Below are 20028 nucleotides of genomic sequence, written 5' to 3' on the forward strand. Positions count from 1 at the left end.
CGTCATTCGTGCCGTGAGCCAACGGAGTTCCCTCGCCCCGGTGGTGAGGGCTCCGAGCCGCGAGGACGATGGACGGGCGCGCCAACCTGGCGCACTGCTCCTGCCGCGGCATCAACGGCTCGGGCATGGCGCATCGATAAGACGGCCGCACAGCTCGGCACCGTGGACGGGTCTCGTCCCGGCAGCGTACCCACGGTGAGCCCAGGGCTCGCGCAGGCTGTTGTCTCACCCTACTAGTGGAGAAGAGATGTCCAACGGTCAGACTCCCCCCTCGCTGGACGAAATGACGCCCTTGCAGCGCGCGGCCCTGGCGATCAAGACGCTCCGCGCGCGTGTCGACGGGCTGGAGCGAGCGCGCTCGGAGCCGATCGCCATCATCGGCATGGGCTGCCGGTTCCCCGGCGGCGCCGACGACCCACGGTCGTACTGGCAGCTGCTGCGCGCCGGGGTCGATGCGGTGGGCAAGGTCCCCGCGGACCGCTGGGACGCGGATGCGTACTACGCGCAGGATCCCGACGCCGACTGGAAGATGAGCGTGCGCGAGGGAGGTTTCCTCTCGCAGCCCATCGCCGCCTTCGACTCTGAGTTCTTCGGGCTCTCGCCGCGCGAGGCGAACTACGTCGATCCCCAGCAGCGCTTGATGCTCGAGGTCGCCTGGGAGGCCCTGGAGGATGCCGGGATTGCCCCCAGCTCGCTCGCTGGGAGCGACACCGGCGTGTACGTGGGCTTTCTGAGCAGTGACTACGGGCGCGTTCCCTTCAACGCGGTCCAGACCCGGGATCTGCCGTACATGGGGACCGGGAACGAGCTGAGCTTCTCGGCGGGACGCGTCTCCTATGTCCTGGGCCTGCAAGGCCCCTCCATGGTCGTCGCGACGGCGTGCTCCTCGGCGCTCGTGTCGGCCCACCTCGCGTGCCAGGCCCTGCGCCAGGGGGAGTGCTCGTTGGCGCTCGCTGGCGGAGTGAACGTGATCATCCGCCCGGACAGCAACATCGTCCTGTCCAAGATGCGGGCGCTGGCGCCGGATGGGCGCTCGAAGACCTTCGACGCGTCCGCCAACGGCTACGGCCGCGGTGAGGGATGCGGCGTCCTGGTGCTCAAGCGGCTCTCGGATGCGCAGCGCGACAAGGACCGCATCCTCGCCGTCATCCGCGGCTCGGCCGTGAACCATGATGGGCTGAGCGGAGGCCTGACGGTGCCCAACGGGCCCGCTCAGGAGAAGCTGCTGCGCAAGGCGCTGGAGTCCGCGGGCTTGGCGCCGTCCGACGTGCACTACGTGGAGGCGCACGGGACGGGGACTCCCCTGGGAGACCCCATCGAGCTTCGCGCCCTCGACGCGGCGCTGGGGCAGGGCCGCCGTCCGGAGGAGCCGCTGCTCGTCGGCTCGGTGAAGACGAACCTCGGGCATCTCGAGTCCGCCGCGGGCGCGGCGGGCATGATCAAGGTCGTGCTGTCGATGCGCAATGGTGAGCTGCCGCCGCACCTGCACCTGCGCAACCCCAATCCGACCGTCGACTGGGCACAGCTCCGGCTCTCCATTCCCACGCGGCTGACGCCGTGGAAGGCGGGAGCGCGGCCCCGGGTCGCGGGGATCAGCGGCTTTGGGCTCAGTGGTGTCAACGCCCACGTCCTCATCGAGGAAGCACCTCCGGAGTCGCCCCGGGTCCCGGAGGAGCTCCCGCGGCCGCTTCACGTCCTGGCGTTGTCGGCCAGGAACCCGGAGGCGCTGGGAGCGCTCGTCCAACGCTACGAGCAGGCGCTCGGCGGGCCCGAGCTCGCCTCGGAGTCGCTCGAGGACATCTGCTTCACCGCCAATACCGGGCGAGTCCACTTCCGACATCGCCTCGCGGTCCTCGGGACTTCGCGGGACGCGGTGCGGGACCAGCTCAAGGCGGTCCTGGAGGGGCAGAGCCCTCCGTCGGTGCCGCGGGGAAGGGCCGAGGGGCCGCCGCGGACGGCCTTCCTGTTCACGGGGCAGGGCGCGCAGGGGCTGGGGATGGGCGAGGAGCTCTTCCGGACCGAGCCCTCCTTCCGCCAGACCCTTCTTCGCTGTGACGAGGTGCTGCGCCCGCTGATGGGACAGTCGCTCATCTCGCTGCTGTATCCGCCGGAGCGCGGCGACAGTGCGCGTGCGCGGCTGAACGAGACCGGCTACACCCAGCCGGCGCTGTTCGCGCTCGAGTACTCCCTGGCCCGGTTGTGGATGCAGTGGGGGATTGTCCCGGACTTCGTGATGGGACACTCCGTTGGAGAGTTCGTGGCGGCGTGTGTGGCCGGCGTGTTCACCCTGGAGGAGGGGCTCGAGCTCATCGCCACGCGCGCGCGGCTGATGCAGTCCCTGCCCACCGGGGGCGCGATGGCCTCCGTGGCCGCGGAGCCGGCGGAGGTGGAGGAGTTGCTGCCGCGGTATGCGGGACAGCTCTCCATCGCGGCGCTCAATGGACCGCGCAGTGTGGTGATCTCGGGCCGCCAGGGGGCGGTGAGCGACTGCCTCGGCGAGCTGAGCAGGAGGGGGCGGCGGGGCACGCCGCTCCAGGTCTCCCATGCGTTCCACTCGTCCCTGATGGATCCCATCCTCGACGAGTTCTCTCGGGCCGTGGAGAAGGTGCGTCTCCAGCAGCCGGCGATCCCGCTGATCTCGAACCTGAGCGGACAGGAGGCCGGAGCGGAGATCGTGAATCCCCGGTACTGGGTGGATCACCTCCGCCAGCACGTGTCGTTCGCCCGGGGGATGGAGACCCTGAACCGGGCGGGCGTGCGGGTGTTCCTGGAAGTCGGCCCGAAGCCGACGCTCGTCACGATGGGGCAGTCCTGCATCACGGAGGGTGACAAGCTCTGGCTGGCGAGCCTGCGGCCCGAGCGCTCCGACTGGCAGCAGATGCTGGAGAGCCTCGGGGCCCTGTACGTGGCGGGGGCTCCGGTGAAGTGGCAGGGCCTGGAGGCGGGGCGTGATCGGCGCAAGGTCGTGCTCCCCAGCTATCCCTTCCAACGGCGGGAGCACTGGATGGAGCTCACCGGCGCGACCTGGGACCGTCAGGATGTGAAGGCCCAGGACTCCACGCGGGGCGAGCGCGTCCACCCGCTCCTGGGTCGCCGCCAGGAGTCACCGTCTCAGGTGCGGCAGTTCGAATCCTCCCTGGGGGCCTCGAGGCCGGCCTTCCTCCGGGATCACGGTGTCTACGGACAGGTCGTCATGCCGGGGGCCGCCTATGTGGAGATGGGGCTCGCCGCGGGGGCCGCGCTCTTCGGGGCCTCTGGGGGCACCGTCGACGAGTTCGCCTTCTCTCAGGCCCTCTTCCTCCCGGACGAGGGCGAGCGCCGCGTGCATCTGCTCTACACGCCCGAAGGGGACCGCGCGGGGAGGTTCGAGATCTTCAGCCAGGAGGAGGCTCGCGGTGGTGAGGTCGAGCCCGCCTGGATCCTGCACGCTCATGGTAAGCTCTCCGCGGCGGTGTCCGCGCCGGACGAACGTGTCGATCTCCAGCGCCTGCGGACCGGGATCGCTCACGAAGTGCCCGTGGACGGCTATTACGAGAAGCTGGGCCGGGCGGGGCTCGCCTATGGCCCCAGCTTCCGTGCGATCCAGGGCCTCTGGAGGGGCGAGGGCGAGGTCCTCGGCCGGCTTGGCTTGTCTGGCGCCGCGCTGGTGGATGCCGAGCGGTACGCTCTCCAACCCGCCCTCCTGGATGCGTGCTTCCAGATGGTGGGAGCCGTCCTCGAAGGGGAGGGAGATGCCGCCTACCTTCCCGTGGGAGTCGGGAAGGTTCGCGTGCACGTGACGGGCACTCGGGAGGTGTGGGCCCATGCCCGGATCAAGCGGAGCGAGGATCCGAAGGGCCCTGGCTATACGTGTGACATCGCGCTGATGACTTCCGAAGGGGAGCTCGTGGCGACCGTGGAGCGGTTGCTGCTCCGGCGTGTCACCCGCGAGGGCCTCTTCGGCGCGAAGAGCAAACGTCTGCAGAGCTGGCTCTATGCGCTGGAGTGGCAGGCCCGGCCGCTGGGGGTGCGGTCCGGGGCTCCCGGAGAGGGCGCTTCCGGTCCGGTCGCGGGTGCGGTGCCTCAGTGCCTCATCCTCGCCGATGAGGCGGGCGTGGGCGGTCGCCTCGCCGAGCGCCTCCAGGCTCGCGGCTGGCACGTGGTCACGGCGAGGGCGGGCGAGCGAGGCCAGGGCGTCGATCGCGAGCGTGCCGAGGCGCTCCTGGCCCTGCGCGCGGACCCGGCGCGAGGCCCGGTGCATGTCGTGGATCTGTGGAGCCTCGATGGAGCTGGGACAGGGCCCGGTGTGCCCGAGGAGTCCTTCCTTCACAGCACGCGCGTGCTGGAGCTCGCCCAGGGGCTCGTGCGGGCTCCGAAGGGCACGGAGACTTCACTCTGGTTGGTGACGCGAGGGGCTCAGGCGACCGTCGAGGGGGAGCGGATCTCCAGCCTGGGCGGTGCGGCCCTGTGGGGGCTCGGCAAGGCGATCATGCGCGAGCATCCGGAGCTCCACTGCCGGCGTGTGGATCTGGATCCCGGTTCCCCCGCGCGGGAGCTCGAGCAGCTCGCCGAGCATCTGCGGGATGAGCTCCTCGGTGGGAGCGCCGAGGACGAGGTCGCACTGCGGGGGAAGACCCGCCTGGTGCCCCGCCTGGTGCGCCACCGCAAGCTCCAGCTCTCGAGCGGTGAGGCCGGGCCTTCGCTGCGCCCGGACGCGAGCTATCTCGTCACGGGAGGGCTCAGCGGACTGGGGCTGGCCGCGGCGGAGCGATTGGCCGAGCGGGGTGCTCGCCACCTCGTGCTGCTCGGGCGGCGCGAGCCGGGGACAGAGGCACGCGCCCGGCTGGCGGTGCTGGCGGGTCGAGGCGTGAACGTCCAGAGCCTCTCCTGCGACGTGGCCGTCGCATCCGAGCTCGAGCGCGCCCTGGCGGGGCTCTCCGGACGGCTGCCGCCGATCCGGGGCGTGGTGCATTCCGCGGGTGTCATCGACGATGGGCTCTTGATGCAGTTGAGCCCGGAGCGGTTCGCCCGGGTGTTCGCCTCCAAGGTCTTCGGTGGGTGGAACCTCCACCGCGCTCTTCAGGGCGTGGAGCTCGACTTCTTCGTGCTCTTCTCGTCGGCGGCTTCGCTGATTGGCTCGGCCGGACAGGCCAGCTACGTGGCCGCCAATGCGTTCCTGGATGGGTTGGCGCACCACCGCCGCGGGGCGGGACTGACCGGCCTGAGCCTCAACTGGGGCGCCTGGGCCGAGGTTGGCGCGGCTGCGGACGAGCAGATCCAGCGGCGGATGGAGCAGCTTGGCTTCGGGGTGATTCCCGTCGGGGACGGGCTGCAGGTCTTCGAGCAGGCCCTGGGGCTGGGGGGGCAGATCGGCATCCTCCCGGTGGACTGGGCGGTGATCGGGCGGCGGGGGAGTTCTCCGCTGTTCGAGGGCTTCATCCAGAAGAGCAGCCCCGCCGTGAGCGAGGGAATCCGGCAGAAGCTCGAGTCCCTCTCCGCCAACAAGCGGCGTGCGACGCTGCGTGCGCATGTGGGTGAGCTCGTGAACGGCGTGCTGGGACGGCCATCTTCCGAAGCGCTCGATCCGGGCCAGGGCTTCTTCGACCTCGGCATGGACTCGCTGATGTCCGTGGAGCTTCGCAACCTCTTGCAGCGGAGCCTGGGGGCCTCGTTGCCCGCGACCGTCGCCTTCGACAATCCCACCGTCAACGGGTTGGTGGACTACCTGATGGACGAAGTCCTCGGCATGAAGGAAGAGAAGGCCGCCCCCGTGAGGGAGGCCACCGTCGAGGACAAGGATTTGGATGCGCTCCTGGCGGACGTGGACGGCCTGGACGATGACGAGGTCCAGAACATGCTGCGCCGCGGCCGCTGAGCCGGGGCCTTCGAGAACAGCGTCTCCGAGCTGGCGCCGGGAGCCAGCCGGAGGCGGATGGTGTTACGGCTTCCGGGTATGGATGCCGTACACCAGGTCCGTGATCGCGGAGAGGGTCTGGAGGTCTTCGACGCGAATCGCGTCGGCGGGCACGGTGATGCCGTATTGCTTCTGGATGAAGGCCATCATCCGGGTGGTCTCCAGGGAGTTCAAGATGCCGAGCTCGAGCAGGGGAGTAGAGGGCTCCAGGTCTTCTGCGGCACCCTCGAGGATCTCTTCGGCGACATAGCGGGTCAGGTCGGCGAGCAACTGGGTCTTGGTCATGGGGCGGGGATGGGAGCGGGTGGTGAGTTCGTCGCGGATGGTCCGCAGAACCTGATCGGTCACTTCGTTGATGAAGAAGTGCCCGCCTGAAAACATCTGCATCGTGAAGGAGTGCTGGGTCTCCTGGCTCCAGGCGGCGAGCGAGGCTTCGGTGACGTGGGGGTCACCCGAACCACCCAAGGCGCAGATCCGCACGGAGAGGGGAGGCTCTTCGCGGTGGACGTAACTCTCGGACACCTTCACGTCGGCACGGAGGGTGGGGAGGATGAGCTCGAGCAGCTCGGGTTGCTCTAGAATCTGGAGGGGCAGGCCGCCATAGCGGGTGGAGAGCTCGCGGATGAAGTCGTCCCGTCCGAAATGGCTGAAGGGTGGGAGTTGGCTCCGGTAGGAGGGGGCCGCGGAGCCCGAGGCGAAGAAGAGCCGCGGAAGAGGCCGCCCGTGCCGGCGGAGTTCACGGAGCAGATCGAACGCGACGAGTGCGCCGAGGCTGTGGCCAAAGAAGGCGTACTCGCCATCGAGAAAGGGGGAGAGCACCTCGACGAGCTTCGCCGTGAGCAGCGGCAGGGCGGTGAAGAGAGGTTCCCGGAGGCGGCTCTCCCGGCCAGGGTATTGGAGGGCGCACACCTCGATGTCGCTGGGGAGCAGATCCGGCCACTTGTAGTACGGGAGGCTGCCGGCGCCAGCATAGGGGAAGCAGAAGAGGCGGAGCCTGGGGGTGGCGGAGGGCTTTCGTCGGACGAGCCAGGGAGTTGCGGCTGGAGGAGGGCGGGATACGGGGTTCACGTGGCGACTCAAGGGAGGAGCGCTCCGTTTTCGGAGGGCGCAAGGCTGGCCGGGGGGGCTCGACGACGCAAGGAGTATCGTATGAGCAGATCCGGCGAATGCCACGGACCCGCACCCCACCGGCTCCCCTCACGCGGGATGGGGTGATCCACGTCCTCGGACGAGCAGGGGAATCAGCAGTAGCAGCAGCCCTGCCATCGAGCCGAGCCCGGACGAGGAGCAGCCGCCTCCACCCTGGAACTTCCAGAGCGATGGATCTTCCTTGGGCCGGCATGCCCCGGCGACGCAGAACGCATCGGCGCCACAGGCGTCGTCGCTCGTGCACGTCGTATTGCAGCTCGTCTGGCCGCAGGCGTAGACGCCGCAGAGGCGCGTCTCCGGAGCAGCGCACTGGCCCGCGCCGTTGCAGCTCGCGGCGAGGGTCTGGACACCGTTGGTACATGACTCCGCCCCGCATCCAACGGTGGCTTCCGGGTAGGTGCAGCTCATCCTGCTCTGGCCGTCGCACGTTCCTCCACACTTCGGGTCGTCGCTGGCGCAGGCGGGACGCTCACCGTGCGGGTTGCCGCTGACGGGAACGCAGGTGCCCTTGCTGCCCGCGGCGTCACAGGCTTCGCACTGACCGGTGCAGGCGGAGTCGCAGCAGACCCCATCCACGCAGTTGCCCGAGAGGCACTCGCTGGCGCTCTCACAGGCCGTACCGCGTGCCTTCGTGAAGGTCGCCACGATGGAGTGAGAGGTGTTGATCGTGGGGAGGACGTACTTGCCGCCGACGACCTGGGAGCGGCGATCCACCGAGTTGTCGATCAGGGTGGCGAGCTCGTAGCCCGTGGCGGGAGTCAGGGTGAGTTCCAGGGATTGTCCCTGCTTGACCGTCTGGTTTCCCGGCGGGGAGACGGTGCCGTTGGGGCCGTTGGTGAGCGAGATCGTATACAGGGGCGCCGGGCTGACCTGGAGGGGGCGCGTTCCGGAGAGCCGCGGCGCCGGGTCGCCTGGCATGCCACCGTACTCCACGATGTAGCCGGAGATGCTTTTATCCGAGAGCGGGAAGTCGTTCCACGTTCCGTTGGTGAAGAAGTGCGCGTAGTCCTCACTCATGCCTTTGTAATCGTTGGGCTCGCACTGGGACCAGTTGTTGTACCGCCCTTCCACGGCGGTGCCGTGGGCGCCCGAGCGGCAGGGGGTGGCATCGCTGTCCTGGGTGAAGAAGTGGCGCCCGGCGCCATTGTCCTCCTGGCCCTCGGGCCCGGTCACCCAGCGCCACGTCCGCTTCGAGCTGTCGTCGCTCGCGCCGATCCACCCCTGGCCCTGTAGTTTGCTGGTGACGAAGGTGTTCTCGGCCTCGCTGGTGATGGTGACGAGATAGCCCTTCAGCCCATCGTATTTCCTGCTTCCCGCTGCGTTCCTTGCTTCCTCCCATGTGATGCCGGGGGCGGAGACGAATTCGTAATAATGGCCGGTGGCTGGGCTGTAGTGGTTCGTGCTGTCGATAGAGTAGGTCACCTGCCGTTCCCGGGTATCGGGTGTCCTCGTGGCGATGTTCCGGTACGTGATGGAGCGCAAGATGGCCCCATAGGTTGCCGCCGGGGCGGACCCTGTCAGCGTGAGGATGCCAGTGGAGATGTTGAACGAACCGGTGACGCCCCCCTGTGGCGTGAAGTGGAGGCGATCCTGATCTGGGAGGTATCCACTGGTGATCGAGACATTCGCACCCTCGAGCTTCGTTCCGCCGGGATCGGTCAGCAAGAGGGTGCGATCGATGACCACTGCGGGCGAACTCTCGACGTACGTCGTGGTGCCAGGCGTCACCGTCAAGACCGGCACCGTCCCGTCCAGTGCGTCCTCGCGCAAGGCAGTGTTCTCCGCCGTGGAGGAGAAGGAGTTCTCCTCTTCGGGTGAACAGCCAGCGGCCATCAGCAGGATGGCGATGGAATACAAGAAGGGAATCCTTGAATGCATGGTGCTGACCCTTTGGGTGGGGATGGCGCACCAGGTGCCGGGATGCACCTGATGTCCGCACTCTGATGCGTCTTCCACCCGATTGAAGTGACGGAATTCACTCCCCACGTGTGAAGTCGCGCACAGCCCCTGGACGGGGGAGAGGGCACATTGGTTCTCGTTTAGAGAGACGCCCTGACAATGGAGAGGATGTTCATGTCATTCAGACTGGGAACTGGGATGGTTGCAAGGCTTGCCTTCGTCCCGGCACTGCTATGGCTTGCGTGCGGTAATGTGCCACGGGATGGGGACGGAGACCCGCGCCGCGAAGGGCTCGAGTCCCAGTCTCTCCAACTCATGGAGGCCAGGCTGTGGAGCTCCACGGACGCTCTGCCCCCAGCGCGCGACAGGCACACGGCGACGCTGTTGCCCTCGGGAAAAGTGCTGGTCTCCGGAGGCTACGGCCCCGTCTCCGTGGGTGGAGATAAGAAGGCCTTGGATAGCGCTCAGGTGTATGACCCACTCAAGGGTAAGTGGGAGTCAACGGGTCACCTGATCGAAGCCCGCTTCTGGCACACGGCGACGTTGTTGCCCTCGGGCAAGGTGCTGGTCACCGGCGGTTATGGCGCGGGCCTCCTCAAAAGCGCGGAGGTGTATGACCCAGGCACGGGGAGCTGGAGTTCAACGGAAGCCCTGGGCATGACCCGCGCCGGACACACGGCGACGTTGTTGCTCTCGGGCAAGGTGCTGGTCACCGGAGGCTATTCCGCCTCGGATGGCGGAGCCCTGAAGCACACGGAGGTATACGATCCGAAGACGGGAAGATGGAGTCCTACGGGGCAACTGAAAGAGGGTCGCATCATGCACACGGCGACGCTGTTACCCTCGGGCAAGGTGCTGGTCACCGGAGGAAGCGGTGCCCTCAATCCAGCAGGCACTGGCTTCAGCGGTATCCCCATCGCCAGCGCGGAGGTGTACGACCCGGAGACGGGGCAGTGGAGCACGACGACACCTCTGGACACCGCCCGTTATTACCACACGGCGACGCTGTTGCCCTCGGGTGAGGTCCTGGTCACCGGCGGCTATGGAAAGACAAGTAACCCCCTCGACAGCACACAGGTGTATGACCCGGTCACGGGGGGGTGGAACACGACGGCTTTTCTGGGCACAGCTCGTTTTCTGCACGCGGCGACGCTGTTGCCCTCGGGCGAGGTGCTGGTCTCCGGAGGTCGTAACCCAGCAGGCTTCTTCGCTAGCGCGGAGGTGTACGACCCGAAAACGGCAAAGTGGAGCACGACGGTTTCCATGAGCGAAGCCCGCGACCAGCACACGGCGACGCTGTTGCCCTCGGGTAAGGTGCTGGTCACCGGAGGTTCTGGCTCGGACGAGCATTATCTCGCCAGTGCGGAGGTGTATGACGATGCAGTGACTTCCATTCGCCCCGCGGTCTCGCCGATCCTTCCCCAGAAGCCTGGGGCCATCTTCTCCGTGCAGGGGACAGATTTCTCGGGCACCGTCGGCGGACCTGGGATTGTCCACTTGCAGAACTCAGCTGGGGGATCGCCGAGAGAGCTGCCCGCCACGGTGCTCTCGAACACATCCGTGCAGGTCAACCTGACCGGCGTACAGGAGGGATATCACTTGCTCTTCGTGCTGGCGAATGGCGTTGCCGGAGGACAACTCCTGCGTGTGGACGGAACGCCGCCGAACGCCCCCGTCGTGACCAGTCCGGAAAAACGGACCTGGGAACAGCTTCCCGTCATCGCCGGTGTGGCAGAGCCCGGAAGCTTCGTGACGGTGTGGCTGGATGGTATCAAGCAGTCAGAGAAACTCACGGCGGACAAGAACGGGAACTGGAGTTACAAACCGCACGCGGCGTTGGCTGACAAGGAGTATGAGGTCAAGGCCTCCGCCAGGGATGACGTCGGAAATGACGGTCCTCCATCCGATGCGTACATCTTCACCGTCGATACCAAAGCGCCGGATGCACCCGTGGTGACCAGGCTGAAGGAATTCACCAATAACCCGGTCCTCAGCCTTGCCGGTACGGCGGAGCCCGGAAGCTCCATAACGGTGTGGCTGGATGGTATCGAGCAGCCAGGGAAAATCACGAAGGAGGAGGCCGAGAACTGGAGTTTCACATCGAACACTGCGTTGGCTGACAAGGAATATGAGATCAAAGTCATCGCTACGGATGACGTCGGAAACGACAGCCTTCCCTCTGAGGAACACCGATTCACCGTCGACACCCTGCCTCCGGATGCACCCGTGGTGACCAGTCCGGAAGAACTCAACGATGACCCGGTGCCCCTCATTGCCGGTAGGGCGGAGTCCGGAAGCCTGGTGACAGTGTGGCTGGATGGCATCGAGCAGCCAGCGAAAGCCACGGCGGACGAGGCCGGGAACTGGAGTTTCACACCGAACGGACTGGACTCTGGACCTCACCTCGTCTCCGCCTTCGCCATGGATAGGGCCGGCAACACCAGCGACTCTTCAGCCGAGTACTCCTTCATCACCCAGAGAAGTCATTACGGCTGGAACTGCACCACCGCCCCCGCTCTGCCTGCCTCCTGGGCGTTGTTGGTACTGGCCTTGGCTCTTGGTCGGCGTTACCGAGCACGGTGAAACGTGCTCTGTTGGAATCCCGAATGGATTTTCGTAGGTTGCAGGAATGCTCGCTCTGACGCTGACGCTCATCCTGTCGCAGACTCCTCCCGCCGCCCCCGCTGGGCTTCTTCAACGGTTTGAAACGGAGCGTCCCGTCGTGCTCCAGGCCCTGGCCGCGAAGTATGCCTGCGAGAAGCCCAGCCGGAAGCCGGAGCCACTGTGCGATGCCGCTCTGTCGGAAACGCGTGGCTCCGCCGCCGACATTCGTGGACAGAATGTGCTGGTGGGGCTGACCTGGATTGTGAGGCGTGGGGCAACTGGGAAGGTCAGCGTAAGCGCGCCGAGACTCTCCGCACTGGCGCTCAACGGGCAGGGTGCCCGCGTCCTGGGGGCGGTCACCGACATCTCTCCCGAGAACGCCGAGGAGACGAAGCTGTTCGCGCGGCTCGCGAAGGACTACGAGGCCTTGCTCAAGGGGCGAAAGACGAACGTGACGCTGCCCGAGACCATCCGTTCGCTGCTCTCTGTCTGGTCAAAGAGCGCCAACCATCCCCTGGAAAAGGGCAGCGGTGCCTGGGTGTTCAAGGGAGCGCCTGGCGAGCTTCGCAAGGTTGGCGAGCACTGGGTGCTGGTCGGCTTGGGGCGAGCCGGTGACGAAATCGGCGTGTCGGTCTTCACGCCGTAGAGGTGCTCGAGTCCGAAGCACACCGAAGCATGTCCACTCCAGAAAAGGGAGTGGCCACCCAGGAAGCCGCGTCAGTCGTTCGCCACGGCGAACGCGAGCCGGTCGAAGCGCTGGGCCGCCAGGTCGTCACGGTGGACGAGCAGATAGACCTGGTTGCTCCCCCAGGTGAAGTCGGCCGCGTTGTCGAAGTTGAGCCGGAACACCTGCTCGTACTCCCGGAAGTCCTTCGAGAGTCCCGTGGGGGGTTCGAAGACACAGAGCGAGTCCTGGCCGAACGAGCGATGACCTCCGAGCCGGTGGTAGCGCTCGTCACACATGCCACTTTCGCGCTGCCACTCATCGATGTCGTCGGAGAGTTCCCAGGCGTCCTCGGGCAGCAGCGCCATGAGGTCTTCCCAGCAGGGAAGGGACCAGCTCTCGCGGAAGTGGAGCGCCGCCTCGAAGCGCCCGAACCGTGACACGTCCCGCGCCGGTACCGCCTCCTCTTCAGAGGGCCGTGGATACCAGCGCGAGGTGAAGGACAGCCCGAAGGCCGAGCAGCCGCGAACGCCGTCGAAGGCGAGCAGTCCCTGCCGGGGGAGCCCGGGAACCGAGGTCGGCAGGTGGGCGAAGTTGAGCTGTCCGAGGAACCACCGTCCCTCCCCCATCGGACCCGTGGTGTACGGCGTGCCACCGAGCTTGCTGTCGAGCAACGCGAGTCTCGGCACGTCCGTCCGCAGTCCCAGCATCCTCCCGAGCACTCCCCGGTGCAGCGGCGCCTGGCCGACCCGCTCCGACCCGACCAGGAGACAGGGGCGCAGGTTCTCCTGGATCGTCTGCGCCGCCACGGTGGCGACCTCCGGGGAGAGCCGCGACAGATCCTTGCGCAACCGTGGAGAGAGCTGGGGGGGCGCGGTCATAGAGCCTGGTCCAAACGTAATGCACGAATGGACCCGAGCGCCATGCGCGGCAGGGGCCGCCTCGAGCGGAGGCGTGCCCACGGTCGGTCCTTTGTCCTACCTCATGCGCCCAGGTCCAGCACCACGCGGCCCTCGATCTTGCCGGCGTGCATGCGCTTGAACACATCGTTGATGTTCTCCAGCTTGTCGGTGGACACGGTCGCCTTCACCTTGCCCTGCGCGGCGAACTCCAGCGACTCCTGCAGGTCCAGGCGGGTGCCGACGATGGAGCCGCGCACGGTGATGCCGTTGAGCACCATGTTGAAGATGGGCAGCGGGAAGTCGCCCGGAGGCAGGCCGTTGAGCGAGATCGTGCCGCCGCGGCGCACCATGCCGAGCGCCTGCTCGAAGGCCTTCGGAGACACCGCGGTGACCAGGACACCGTGGGCTCCACCGATCTCCTTCTTGAGGTAGGCCGCCGGATCGCCCTCGCGGCAGTTGACGGTCACAGTGGCGCCGAGCTTCCTGGCCAGTTGCAGCTTGCCCTCGTCCACGTCCACCGCCGCCACGTTCAGACCCATGGCCCGCGCGTACTGCACCGCCATGTGGCCGAGCCCGCCGATGCCGGAGATCACCACCCAGTCCCCGGGCCGGGTATCGGTGACCTTGAGGCCCTTGTAGACGGTCACGCCGGCGCACAGCACGGGGGCGATCTCGGCGAAGCTCACCTTGTCCGGCAGGCGCCCGACATAGTTGGCATTGGCCAGCGCGTACTCGGCGAAGCCGCCGTTGACCGAGTAGCCGGTGTTCTTCTGCTGCTCGCACAGGGTCTCCCAGCCCCCCAGACAGTGCTCGCAGTGACCACAGGCCGAGTACAGCCAGGGAATGCCGACCCGGTCGCCCTCCTTCACGTGGGTGACGCCCTCGCCGACCGCCACCACGTGGCCCACCCCCTCGTGGCCGGGAATGAACGGCGGACTCGGCTTGACCGGCCAGTCTCCCTCGGCGGCATGCAGATCCGTGTGGCAGACGCCGCACGCGTGGATCTTCACCAGGATGTCGCCGCGCCCGGGGCGTGGGACCTCCACTTCCTCGATCCGCAATGGCTTGCCGAACTCACGGACGACCGCGGCCTTCATGGTCTTGTTCATGTCTGGCTCCCTGTTTGTCTGTAGATGAAACGCTGCGGGTGGATGCGTCGGTGCCTGCCTAGAAGAAACCCAGTGCCTTGGGGGAGTAGCTGACGAGCAGGTTCTTGGTCTGCTGGTAGTGGCTCAGCATCATCCGGTGGTTCTCACGGCCGATGCCGGACTGCTTGTAGCCCCCGAAGGCCGCGTGCGCCGGGTACTGGTGGTAGCAGTTGGTCCAGACGCGGCCGGCCTGCACCTCGCGGCCGACCCGGTACGCGGTCGACGCGTCGCGGGTCCACACGCCAGCGCCGAGGCCATACAGCGTGTCGTTCGCGATCTTCAGCGCATCGTCCAGGTCCTTGAAGGACGTGACGGAGACGACCGGTCCGAAGATCTCCTCCTGGAAGATCCGCATCCGGTTGTGGCCCTGGAAGATGGTGGGCGCGACGTAGTAGCCGTTCTCCAGCTCGCCGCCATGGCGCAGCCGCTCGCCGCCGAGCAGCAGCTTCGCGCCCTCCTGCTTGCCGATGTCCACGTACGAGAGGATCTTCTCGAGCTGATCGTTGGACGCCTGGGCGCCGAGCATCGTGGCGGTGTCGAGCGGGTTGCCCGTCTTGATCTTCTTCGTGCGCTCGATCGCCCGCTCCAGGAACTCCGAGTAGATCTTCTCGCTGACGAGCGCGCGCGAGGGGCAGGTGCAGACCTCGCCCTGGTTGAGGGCGAACATGGCGAAGCCCTCCATCGCCTTGTCCGCGAAGTCATCGTTCCTCGCGAAGATGTCGTCGAAGAAGAGGTTGGGCGACTTGCCGCCGAGCTCGAGCGTCACCGGAATCAGGTTCTCGGACGCGTACTGCATGATGAGCCGGCCGGTGGTGGTCTCGCCGGTGAAGGCCACCTTCGCCACGCGCTTGTTCATGGCGAGTGGCTTGCCCGCCTCCACGCCAAAGCCATTCACGATGTTGAGCACGCCGGGCGGGAGGAGATCGCCCACGAGCTCCGCGAGCATGAGGATCGACACGGGGGTCTGCTCCGCCGGCTTGAGCACGACGCAGTTGCCGGCGGCGAGCGCCGGGGCGAGCTTCCACGCGGCCATGAGCAGCGGGAAGTTCCAGGGGATGATCTGCGCCACCACGCCGAGCGGCTCGTGGAAGTGGTAGGCGACCGTGTCCGCGTCCAGCTCCGACAGGCTGCCTTCCTGCGCGCGGATGCAGCCGGCGAAGTAGCGGAAGTGGTCCACCGTCAGCGGCAGGTCGGCGGCGAGCGTCTCGCGGATGGGCTTGCCGTTGTCCCACGTCTCCGCGATCGCGAGCTTCTCGAGGTTCTGCTCGATGCGGTCCGCGATCTTGTTGAGGAGGAGCGCGCGCTCGGCGGGCGAGGTCTTCCCCCAGGCCGTCTTCGCGCGGTGCGCGGCGTCGAGCGCGGCCTCGATGTCGCTCGCGTCCGAGCGGGGAACCTCACAGAACACGCGGCCGGTGACCGGCGAGATGTTCTCGAAGTACTGGCCTCGCTTCGGCGGTGTCCACTCGCCCCCGATGTAGTTGGCGTAACGGGACTTGAACTGGACCGGCGAACCCGACGTATTGGGGGCGGCGTACACCTTGCTGGACATCTGCGCTCCGGGGGGAGGGGGCCGCGGAATCGCGGCGGGTCCTGACTCCCTTGTGCAGCGTGCGTGCCGGGCCTTTCTCCTCTCGGTGGGTGTCGCGGGTTGGAGCGGAAGCGGTCACTCGCACGAGTCAGTTGCAGCGTTTCGCGACATGACGCGCGACGTCACATGAAATGGCGCGGGGCGGGCGTGCAATCTCCTGACGGATTGAAACAGGATTCGGAATGTCCAGCTGGGGGCGTCGGTAGCGAACCAGGAGGAGGAACCGGGATGCTCAAACTGGTCGAGCCAGGGCCACGACTCTGGGAGCGGTTCATGTCGGGGGCCATCGGAGCGGAGGAGCGCGCGCACTCCCTGCTTCGCCGGTGGTCGCGGGCGGTGGAACTGGGGGCGAAGGCGGACGGTCCCTCGCACGCCGAGGGCGTCACCGATGCCGAGCTGCGTTCCCGGCGCGAGTCCCTGACCGAGCGATGTGCCGATGCGGTCCAGCTCGTGTCGCGGCTCGCCACGGAGACGAGCGCCTCGGAGTTCCGCGCGGTCCTCAGCGATGCGGAGGGCGTCGTGGTGCTCGCGCGGGGCGGGGTGGGCGCGTCCCTGCGTTCGGCGGATACGTCGCGACTGGTGGAGGGCGCGCGCTGGGCGGAGAGCACGCGCGGCACGAATGCCATTGGAACCGCGATCGCGGAGGGCGAGGCGGTGGCGGTGGTCGGGCGCGCGCACCTCGAGGAGCGCAACCACGGCCTCGCCTGCTACGCGGCGCCCATTCGCGATCCCTTCGGTGAGCTCGTCGCCGTGCTGGATGTGAGCGGAGCCGTGACCCAGGCCAACCCGCTGCTCGAGGCGCTCGTGCTCGCGTCCGCGCACGCCGCCGAGCAGTCGCTCCGGCTGCGCGGCTATGAGGAGATGCTCGCGGGGGGCCGCCGGAGTCTCGAGGCCCGGCTCGCGGGCTCCGCCTCGCTCCTGGTCGAGGCGCCCGGCGTGGTCAGACAGGTGAGCGCGGATGCGGCGGCGAGGCTCGGTCTGCCCCCCGCTGGCGTGACGGGACGGGCCGTGGAGGACGTGCTCTCGCTGTCGTGGACCGCGCTCGTGGAGGCCGCCCTGGGTGGCAGGCCGTGCCGTGTCTCCGGCATGCGCCTTCACCCCGTGCCACACTTCGATGCGCATGGACGCCCGCTCGCGCTCGCCGTCTTCGTCGAGCGCGACGTGCCCCAGGCGCGCCCGGTGGGTCCGCTGCCGGGCTCGTTCAACGTGCTCCTGGGAAGCGATCCGGCGCTGAGGGACGCGAAGCAACGGGCGGCCCGGGTCGCGGGGAGCTCGCTTCCGGTCCTGTTGCTCGCCGAGACGGGCACCGGCAAGGAGTTGTTCGCGCGCGCCATTCACGAGGCGAGTGGCAACGCGTCCGGTCCCTTCCTCGCGCTCAACTGCGGGGCGCTGCCCGCGGGGTTGCTCGAGGCCGAGCTGTTCGGCTACGCACCGGGTGCGTTCACCGGCGCGCTCGCCGCCGGAAGCAAGGGCAAGCTCGGCGTGGTGGATGGGGGAACGCTCTTCCTCGACGAGATTGGCGAGATGCCCGAGTCGTTGCAGGCGCTCCTGCTCCGGGTGCTCGATGATGGCCACTACTTCCGGCTGGGCGAGACGAAGCCTCGGGAGTCACGGTTCCGGCTCATCAGCGCCACCTGCCGCGACCTGCCCGCGATGGTGGAGGCGGGGAAGTTCCGCCGCGACCTCTACTACCGCATCCGCGGCGCGGTGCTCTCCCTGCCGCCCCTGCGCCAGAGGACGGACAAGACCGAGCTGGCTCGCGCGCTCGTGGAGAAGATCGCCCGGGAGCAGGGCCGCGAGGCGCCCCCTCTGTGTCCCGAGGCCGAGCGGCTCATCGAGGTGCACGCGTGGCCGGGGAACGTGAGGGAGATGAAGTCCGCGCTCGCGCATGCCCTCGCGCTCGCGGGAGAGGGCGAGCCACTCGCTCCCGAACACCTCCCCGAGGATGTCGTGGACACGCCCGGCGCGGCGGTGGTGCACGCGGGCGGAGGCAGGAAGGCCGCGGAGGCCCGCGCGCTGCGCGAGGCGATGGCCGCCGCGAACGGAAACCTCAGCGAGGCGGCGCGGCGCCTCGGCGTGGCGCGGAGCACGCTCTACCGGATGCTCGGCCGGCAACACCTCGGATGAAGGAGGTCCGTGCCGCGGGTGGTCGGCCTGGGCTGGGACGCGGAGGTGGGCCGCTTGACCCTGGTGCGGCGGCTGGCCACTCAAGCGCTCGGTTGGGCGCTCGAATCCGTGAGCAGCACATCGAGCTCGCCCGAGTTCTCCAGCTCCAGCAGTTCGTCGCTGCCTCCGATGTGACGGCCCGCGATGAAGACCTGTGGCGTGGTCGTCTTCCCCGTCGTGGCGGCGATCATCTCGCCCCGCAGGGAGGGGTCGAGGTCGATGACCTTCTCCTCGTACCGCACGCCCTTCGCGTCGAGGAGCTGCTTGGCCCGCTTCGAATAGGGGCAGGTGGACTTCGTGTAGATCTTGACGTGGCTCATGCGGGGAAACGTAAGCATTGTTCCCGCATGCGAGAGGGGGGGTGCTCCGGCCTATTCGCTGTCGGGGGGAGCGGCGAGCGCATGGCGTTCGAGCAGTCGCCGCAGCTGGGTGCGGTGCATGCCGAGCGCCCGGGCCGTGGCGGCCACGTTGCCCCCGTGTTGCCGCAGGGCCTGCTCGATGCGGGTCCGCTCGTCGTCATCGAGCGGCCGGGCCCGCGAGGAGGCCTCGCGTGTGGGCTCGGGGGGCTCCGGAGGAGGAGCGGACGGCGGAGGCGCCGCTGCCCCGGTGCCGAACGCGGTGCCGGCACTCGGGCTCAGGTGGCGGGCCTCCACGCGAGGGGCCTCCTGCATGAGCGCCGCCTGGATGGCGCCGCGGGCCTCGACCAGCAGCTCCCGGATGTTGCCCGGCCAGGGCCGCAGCAGACACGCCTCCACGAAGGAGAGGTGCAGCCCCAGCGTGGGGGCCACCTGCCGCACCTCCCGCTGGAGCAGCAGGGCCAGCTCCTCGGGGCGCTGGCGCAGGGGCGGCAGCGTCACCTCCGGGCGGCCGATGCGGAAGTACAGATCCTCGCGCAGCTTGCCGGCCGCCACGAGCGCGCGCAGATCCCTGTTGCTCGCGGAGCAGATGTGGATGTCCACCGTCTTCGGCTTCGCCGCTCCCAGGGCGAGGATCTCCTTGGTCTCGAGCGCCCGCAGCAGCTTGGCCTGCACCGCCAGGTCCAGCTCCACCACCTCGTCGAGGAAGAGCGTTCCGCCATCCGCCGTCTGGAGGTAGCCCGGGGCATCGGCATCCGCCCCCGAGTACGCGCCGCGCCTGGCGCCGAAGAGCAGCCGCTCGGCGATGCCCTGGGGAATGGCCGCGCAGTTGACCGCCACGAAGGGCCCCGCGCTCCGCGGCCCGCTCTCGTGGAACGCGCGCGCCACGCCCTCCTTGCCCGTGCCACTCTCGCCATGGATGTGCAGCGGGAAGCCGAGCCGCGCCGCGCGGGTGACCTCCTCGAGCAACCCCTGCATGGCCGGACCCCGGATGAAGCCCTCCCGTGTCACCACCCCGCGCCGCTCGAGCGGCCCCACGTCCGCGCAGGGCACGAAGAGCGAGTCCCCCATGCGGATGACGCGCTGCGCTTCGCGAGGCGACTGGGCGGGCACGGGCTCCCCATCCACGACGGTGCCATTCTGGCTGCCCAGATCGGTCACCCAGAAGCGCCGCCCGTCGAACTTGAGCCGCGCATGGCGGCGGGACATCCGGGGATCCTGCGCCTCGCCCAGCGCGGGGGTGCCTCGTCCCAGCTCCAGCTCCCCGTCCTTCAATGGCAGGGCCACCGCCATCGCCGTCCCCGCGGCGAACAGCCGCAGCAGACCCGGGACGCGCTCCTCGGAAGCGTGCTTGTCACCCAGAATCCCGCTCGGCTTCAGGGTCGACCCGTTCTGTTCCATGCGCGGGGATTATAGGCGGGTGGGTCTGGCACGGCTCGCGGTGCCAGCAACCGTGCCACCCTTTGTGCCACCCTTTGTGCCACTCACGCGGGTCACGTGCTTTCCGGCTCGTCCGGCGCGGTATGTGCCCGTGATTCCTCGCCCCTCCGTGTTTTGATGCACTGGCATGGCTTTGGCTAAGCCGGCCGGCAACGAGACTTCGCGGCGGCACGGGTGGGGGTGGGGGGAGCCAGCCCGTGTCGCCGCATCAGGGGGAAA

Annotated in this window: 11 protein-coding genes; 4 read left to right on the forward strand and 7 right to left on the reverse strand. The window is 68.1% G+C overall.

What is annotated here, in order from left to right; genetic code table 11:
* The first annotated feature begins 247 nt into the window (after positions 1-247).
* Entirely contained in the window at positions 248-5854 is a 5607-nt protein-coding gene (locus D187_RS47765; RefSeq protein ID WP_002624484.1) for a type I polyketide synthase, read from the forward strand.
* Between the two features lie 63 nt (positions 5855-5917).
* Here the strand turns inward: D187_RS47765 and D187_RS47770 are convergent, their stop codons facing one another.
* Positions 5918-6961 (reverse strand): thioesterase domain-containing protein, encoded by a 1044-nt coding sequence (locus tag D187_RS47770; protein WP_002624485.1) that lies wholly within the window; start codon positions 6959-6961, stop codon positions 5918-5920.
* A gap of 129 nt (positions 6962-7090) precedes the next feature.
* Positions 7091-8899 (reverse strand): InlB B-repeat-containing protein, encoded by a 1809-nt coding sequence (locus D187_RS47775; protein ID WP_043435626.1) that lies wholly within the window; start codon positions 8897-8899, stop codon positions 7091-7093.
* Positions 8900-9394: 495 nt separating this feature from the next.
* Here D187_RS47775 and D187_RS51470 point away from each other — a divergent pair, with 495 nt between their 5' ends.
* Positions 9395-11524 (forward strand): Ig-like domain-containing protein, encoded by a 2130-nt coding sequence (locus tag D187_RS51470; RefSeq protein WP_162159773.1) that lies wholly within the window; start codon positions 9395-9397, stop codon positions 11522-11524.
* 46 nt (positions 11525-11570) lie between these two features.
* Positions 11571-12191, forward strand: a complete 621-nt coding sequence (locus D187_RS47785; RefSeq protein ID WP_002624488.1) for a hypothetical protein — start codon at positions 11571-11573, stop codon at positions 12189-12191.
* Between the two features lie 71 nt (positions 12192-12262).
* On the opposite strand, the gene D187_RS47790 is transcribed toward D187_RS47785, so the two are convergent.
* The 3 genes from D187_RS47790 to exaC form a co-directional block, all read right to left on the reverse strand.
* A complete protein-coding gene (locus tag D187_RS47790; protein WP_002624489.1) occupies positions 12263-13090 on the reverse strand; it encodes a DUF1963 domain-containing protein in 828 nt (275 codons plus the stop codon).
* Between the two features lie 101 nt (positions 13091-13191).
* Positions 13192-14220, reverse strand: coding sequence for an alcohol dehydrogenase AdhP (adhP, locus tag D187_RS47795; RefSeq protein ID WP_002624490.1), 1029 nt, complete (start codon positions 14218-14220; stop codon positions 13192-13194).
* A gap of 58 nt (positions 14221-14278) precedes the next feature.
* Positions 14279-15808 (reverse strand): acetaldehyde dehydrogenase ExaC, encoded by a 1530-nt coding sequence (gene exaC, locus D187_RS47800; RefSeq protein ID WP_002624491.1) that lies wholly within the window; start codon positions 15806-15808, stop codon positions 14279-14281.
* 267 nt (positions 15809-16075) lie between these two features.
* Here exaC and D187_RS47805 point away from each other — a divergent pair, with 267 nt between their 5' ends.
* The gene (locus tag D187_RS47805) at positions 16076-17974 is read left to right on the forward strand and encodes a sigma-54-dependent Fis family transcriptional regulator (protein WP_043435630.1); all 1899 of its coding nucleotides are present in this window, start codon (positions 16076-16078) and stop codon (positions 17972-17974) included.
* 80 nt (positions 17975-18054) lie between these two features.
* On the opposite strand, the gene grxC is transcribed toward D187_RS47805, so the two are convergent.
* Together grxC and D187_RS47815 are read right to left on the reverse strand one after the other, a co-directional pair.
* Positions 18055-18333, reverse strand: coding sequence for a glutaredoxin 3 (grxC, locus tag D187_RS47810; protein ID WP_002624493.1), 279 nt, complete (start codon positions 18331-18333; stop codon positions 18055-18057).
* Positions 18334-18384: 51 nt separating this feature from the next.
* On the reverse strand, positions 18385-19770 hold the full coding sequence (locus D187_RS47815) for an FHA and sigma-54 interaction domain-containing protein (protein WP_002624494.1): 1386 nt from the start codon (positions 19768-19770) through the stop codon (positions 18385-18387).
* Positions 19771-20028 lie beyond the last annotated feature (258 nt).

The sequence above is a fragment of the Cystobacter fuscus DSM 2262 genome, assembly GCF_000335475.2.
GTDB lineage: Bacteria > Myxococcota > Myxococcia > Myxococcales > Myxococcaceae > Cystobacter > Cystobacter fuscus.

Excerpts from the sequence above, each read along its gene's own strand:
- D187_RS47765 (WP_002624484.1), top strand. The coding sequence starts at position 248 with ATGTCCAACGGTCAGACTCCCCCCTCGCTGGACGAAATGACGCCCTTG.
- D187_RS47785 (WP_002624488.1), top strand. The coding sequence starts at position 11,571 with ATGCTCGCTCTGACGCTGACGCTCATCCTGTCGCAGACTCCTCCCGCC.
- D187_RS47790 (WP_002624489.1), bottom strand. The coding sequence starts at position 13,090 with ATGACCGCGCCCCCCCAGCTCTCTCCACGGTTGCGCAAGGATCTGTCG.
- adhP (WP_002624490.1), bottom strand. The coding sequence starts at position 14,220 with ATGAACAAGACCATGAAGGCCGCGGTCGTCCGTGAGTTCGGCAAGCCA.
- exaC (WP_002624491.1), bottom strand. The coding sequence starts at position 15,808 with ATGTCCAGCAAGGTGTACGCCGCCCCCAATACGTCGGGTTCGCCGGTC.
- D187_RS47805 (WP_043435630.1), top strand. The coding sequence starts at position 16,076 with ATGCTCAAACTGGTCGAGCCAGGGCCACGACTCTGGGAGCGGTTCATG.
- grxC (WP_002624493.1), bottom strand. The coding sequence starts at position 18,333 with ATGAGCCACGTCAAGATCTACACGAAGTCCACCTGCCCCTATTCGAAG.
- D187_RS47815 (WP_002624494.1), bottom strand. The coding sequence starts at position 19,770 with ATGGAACAGAACGGGTCGACCCTGAAGCCGAGCGGGATTCTGGGTGAC.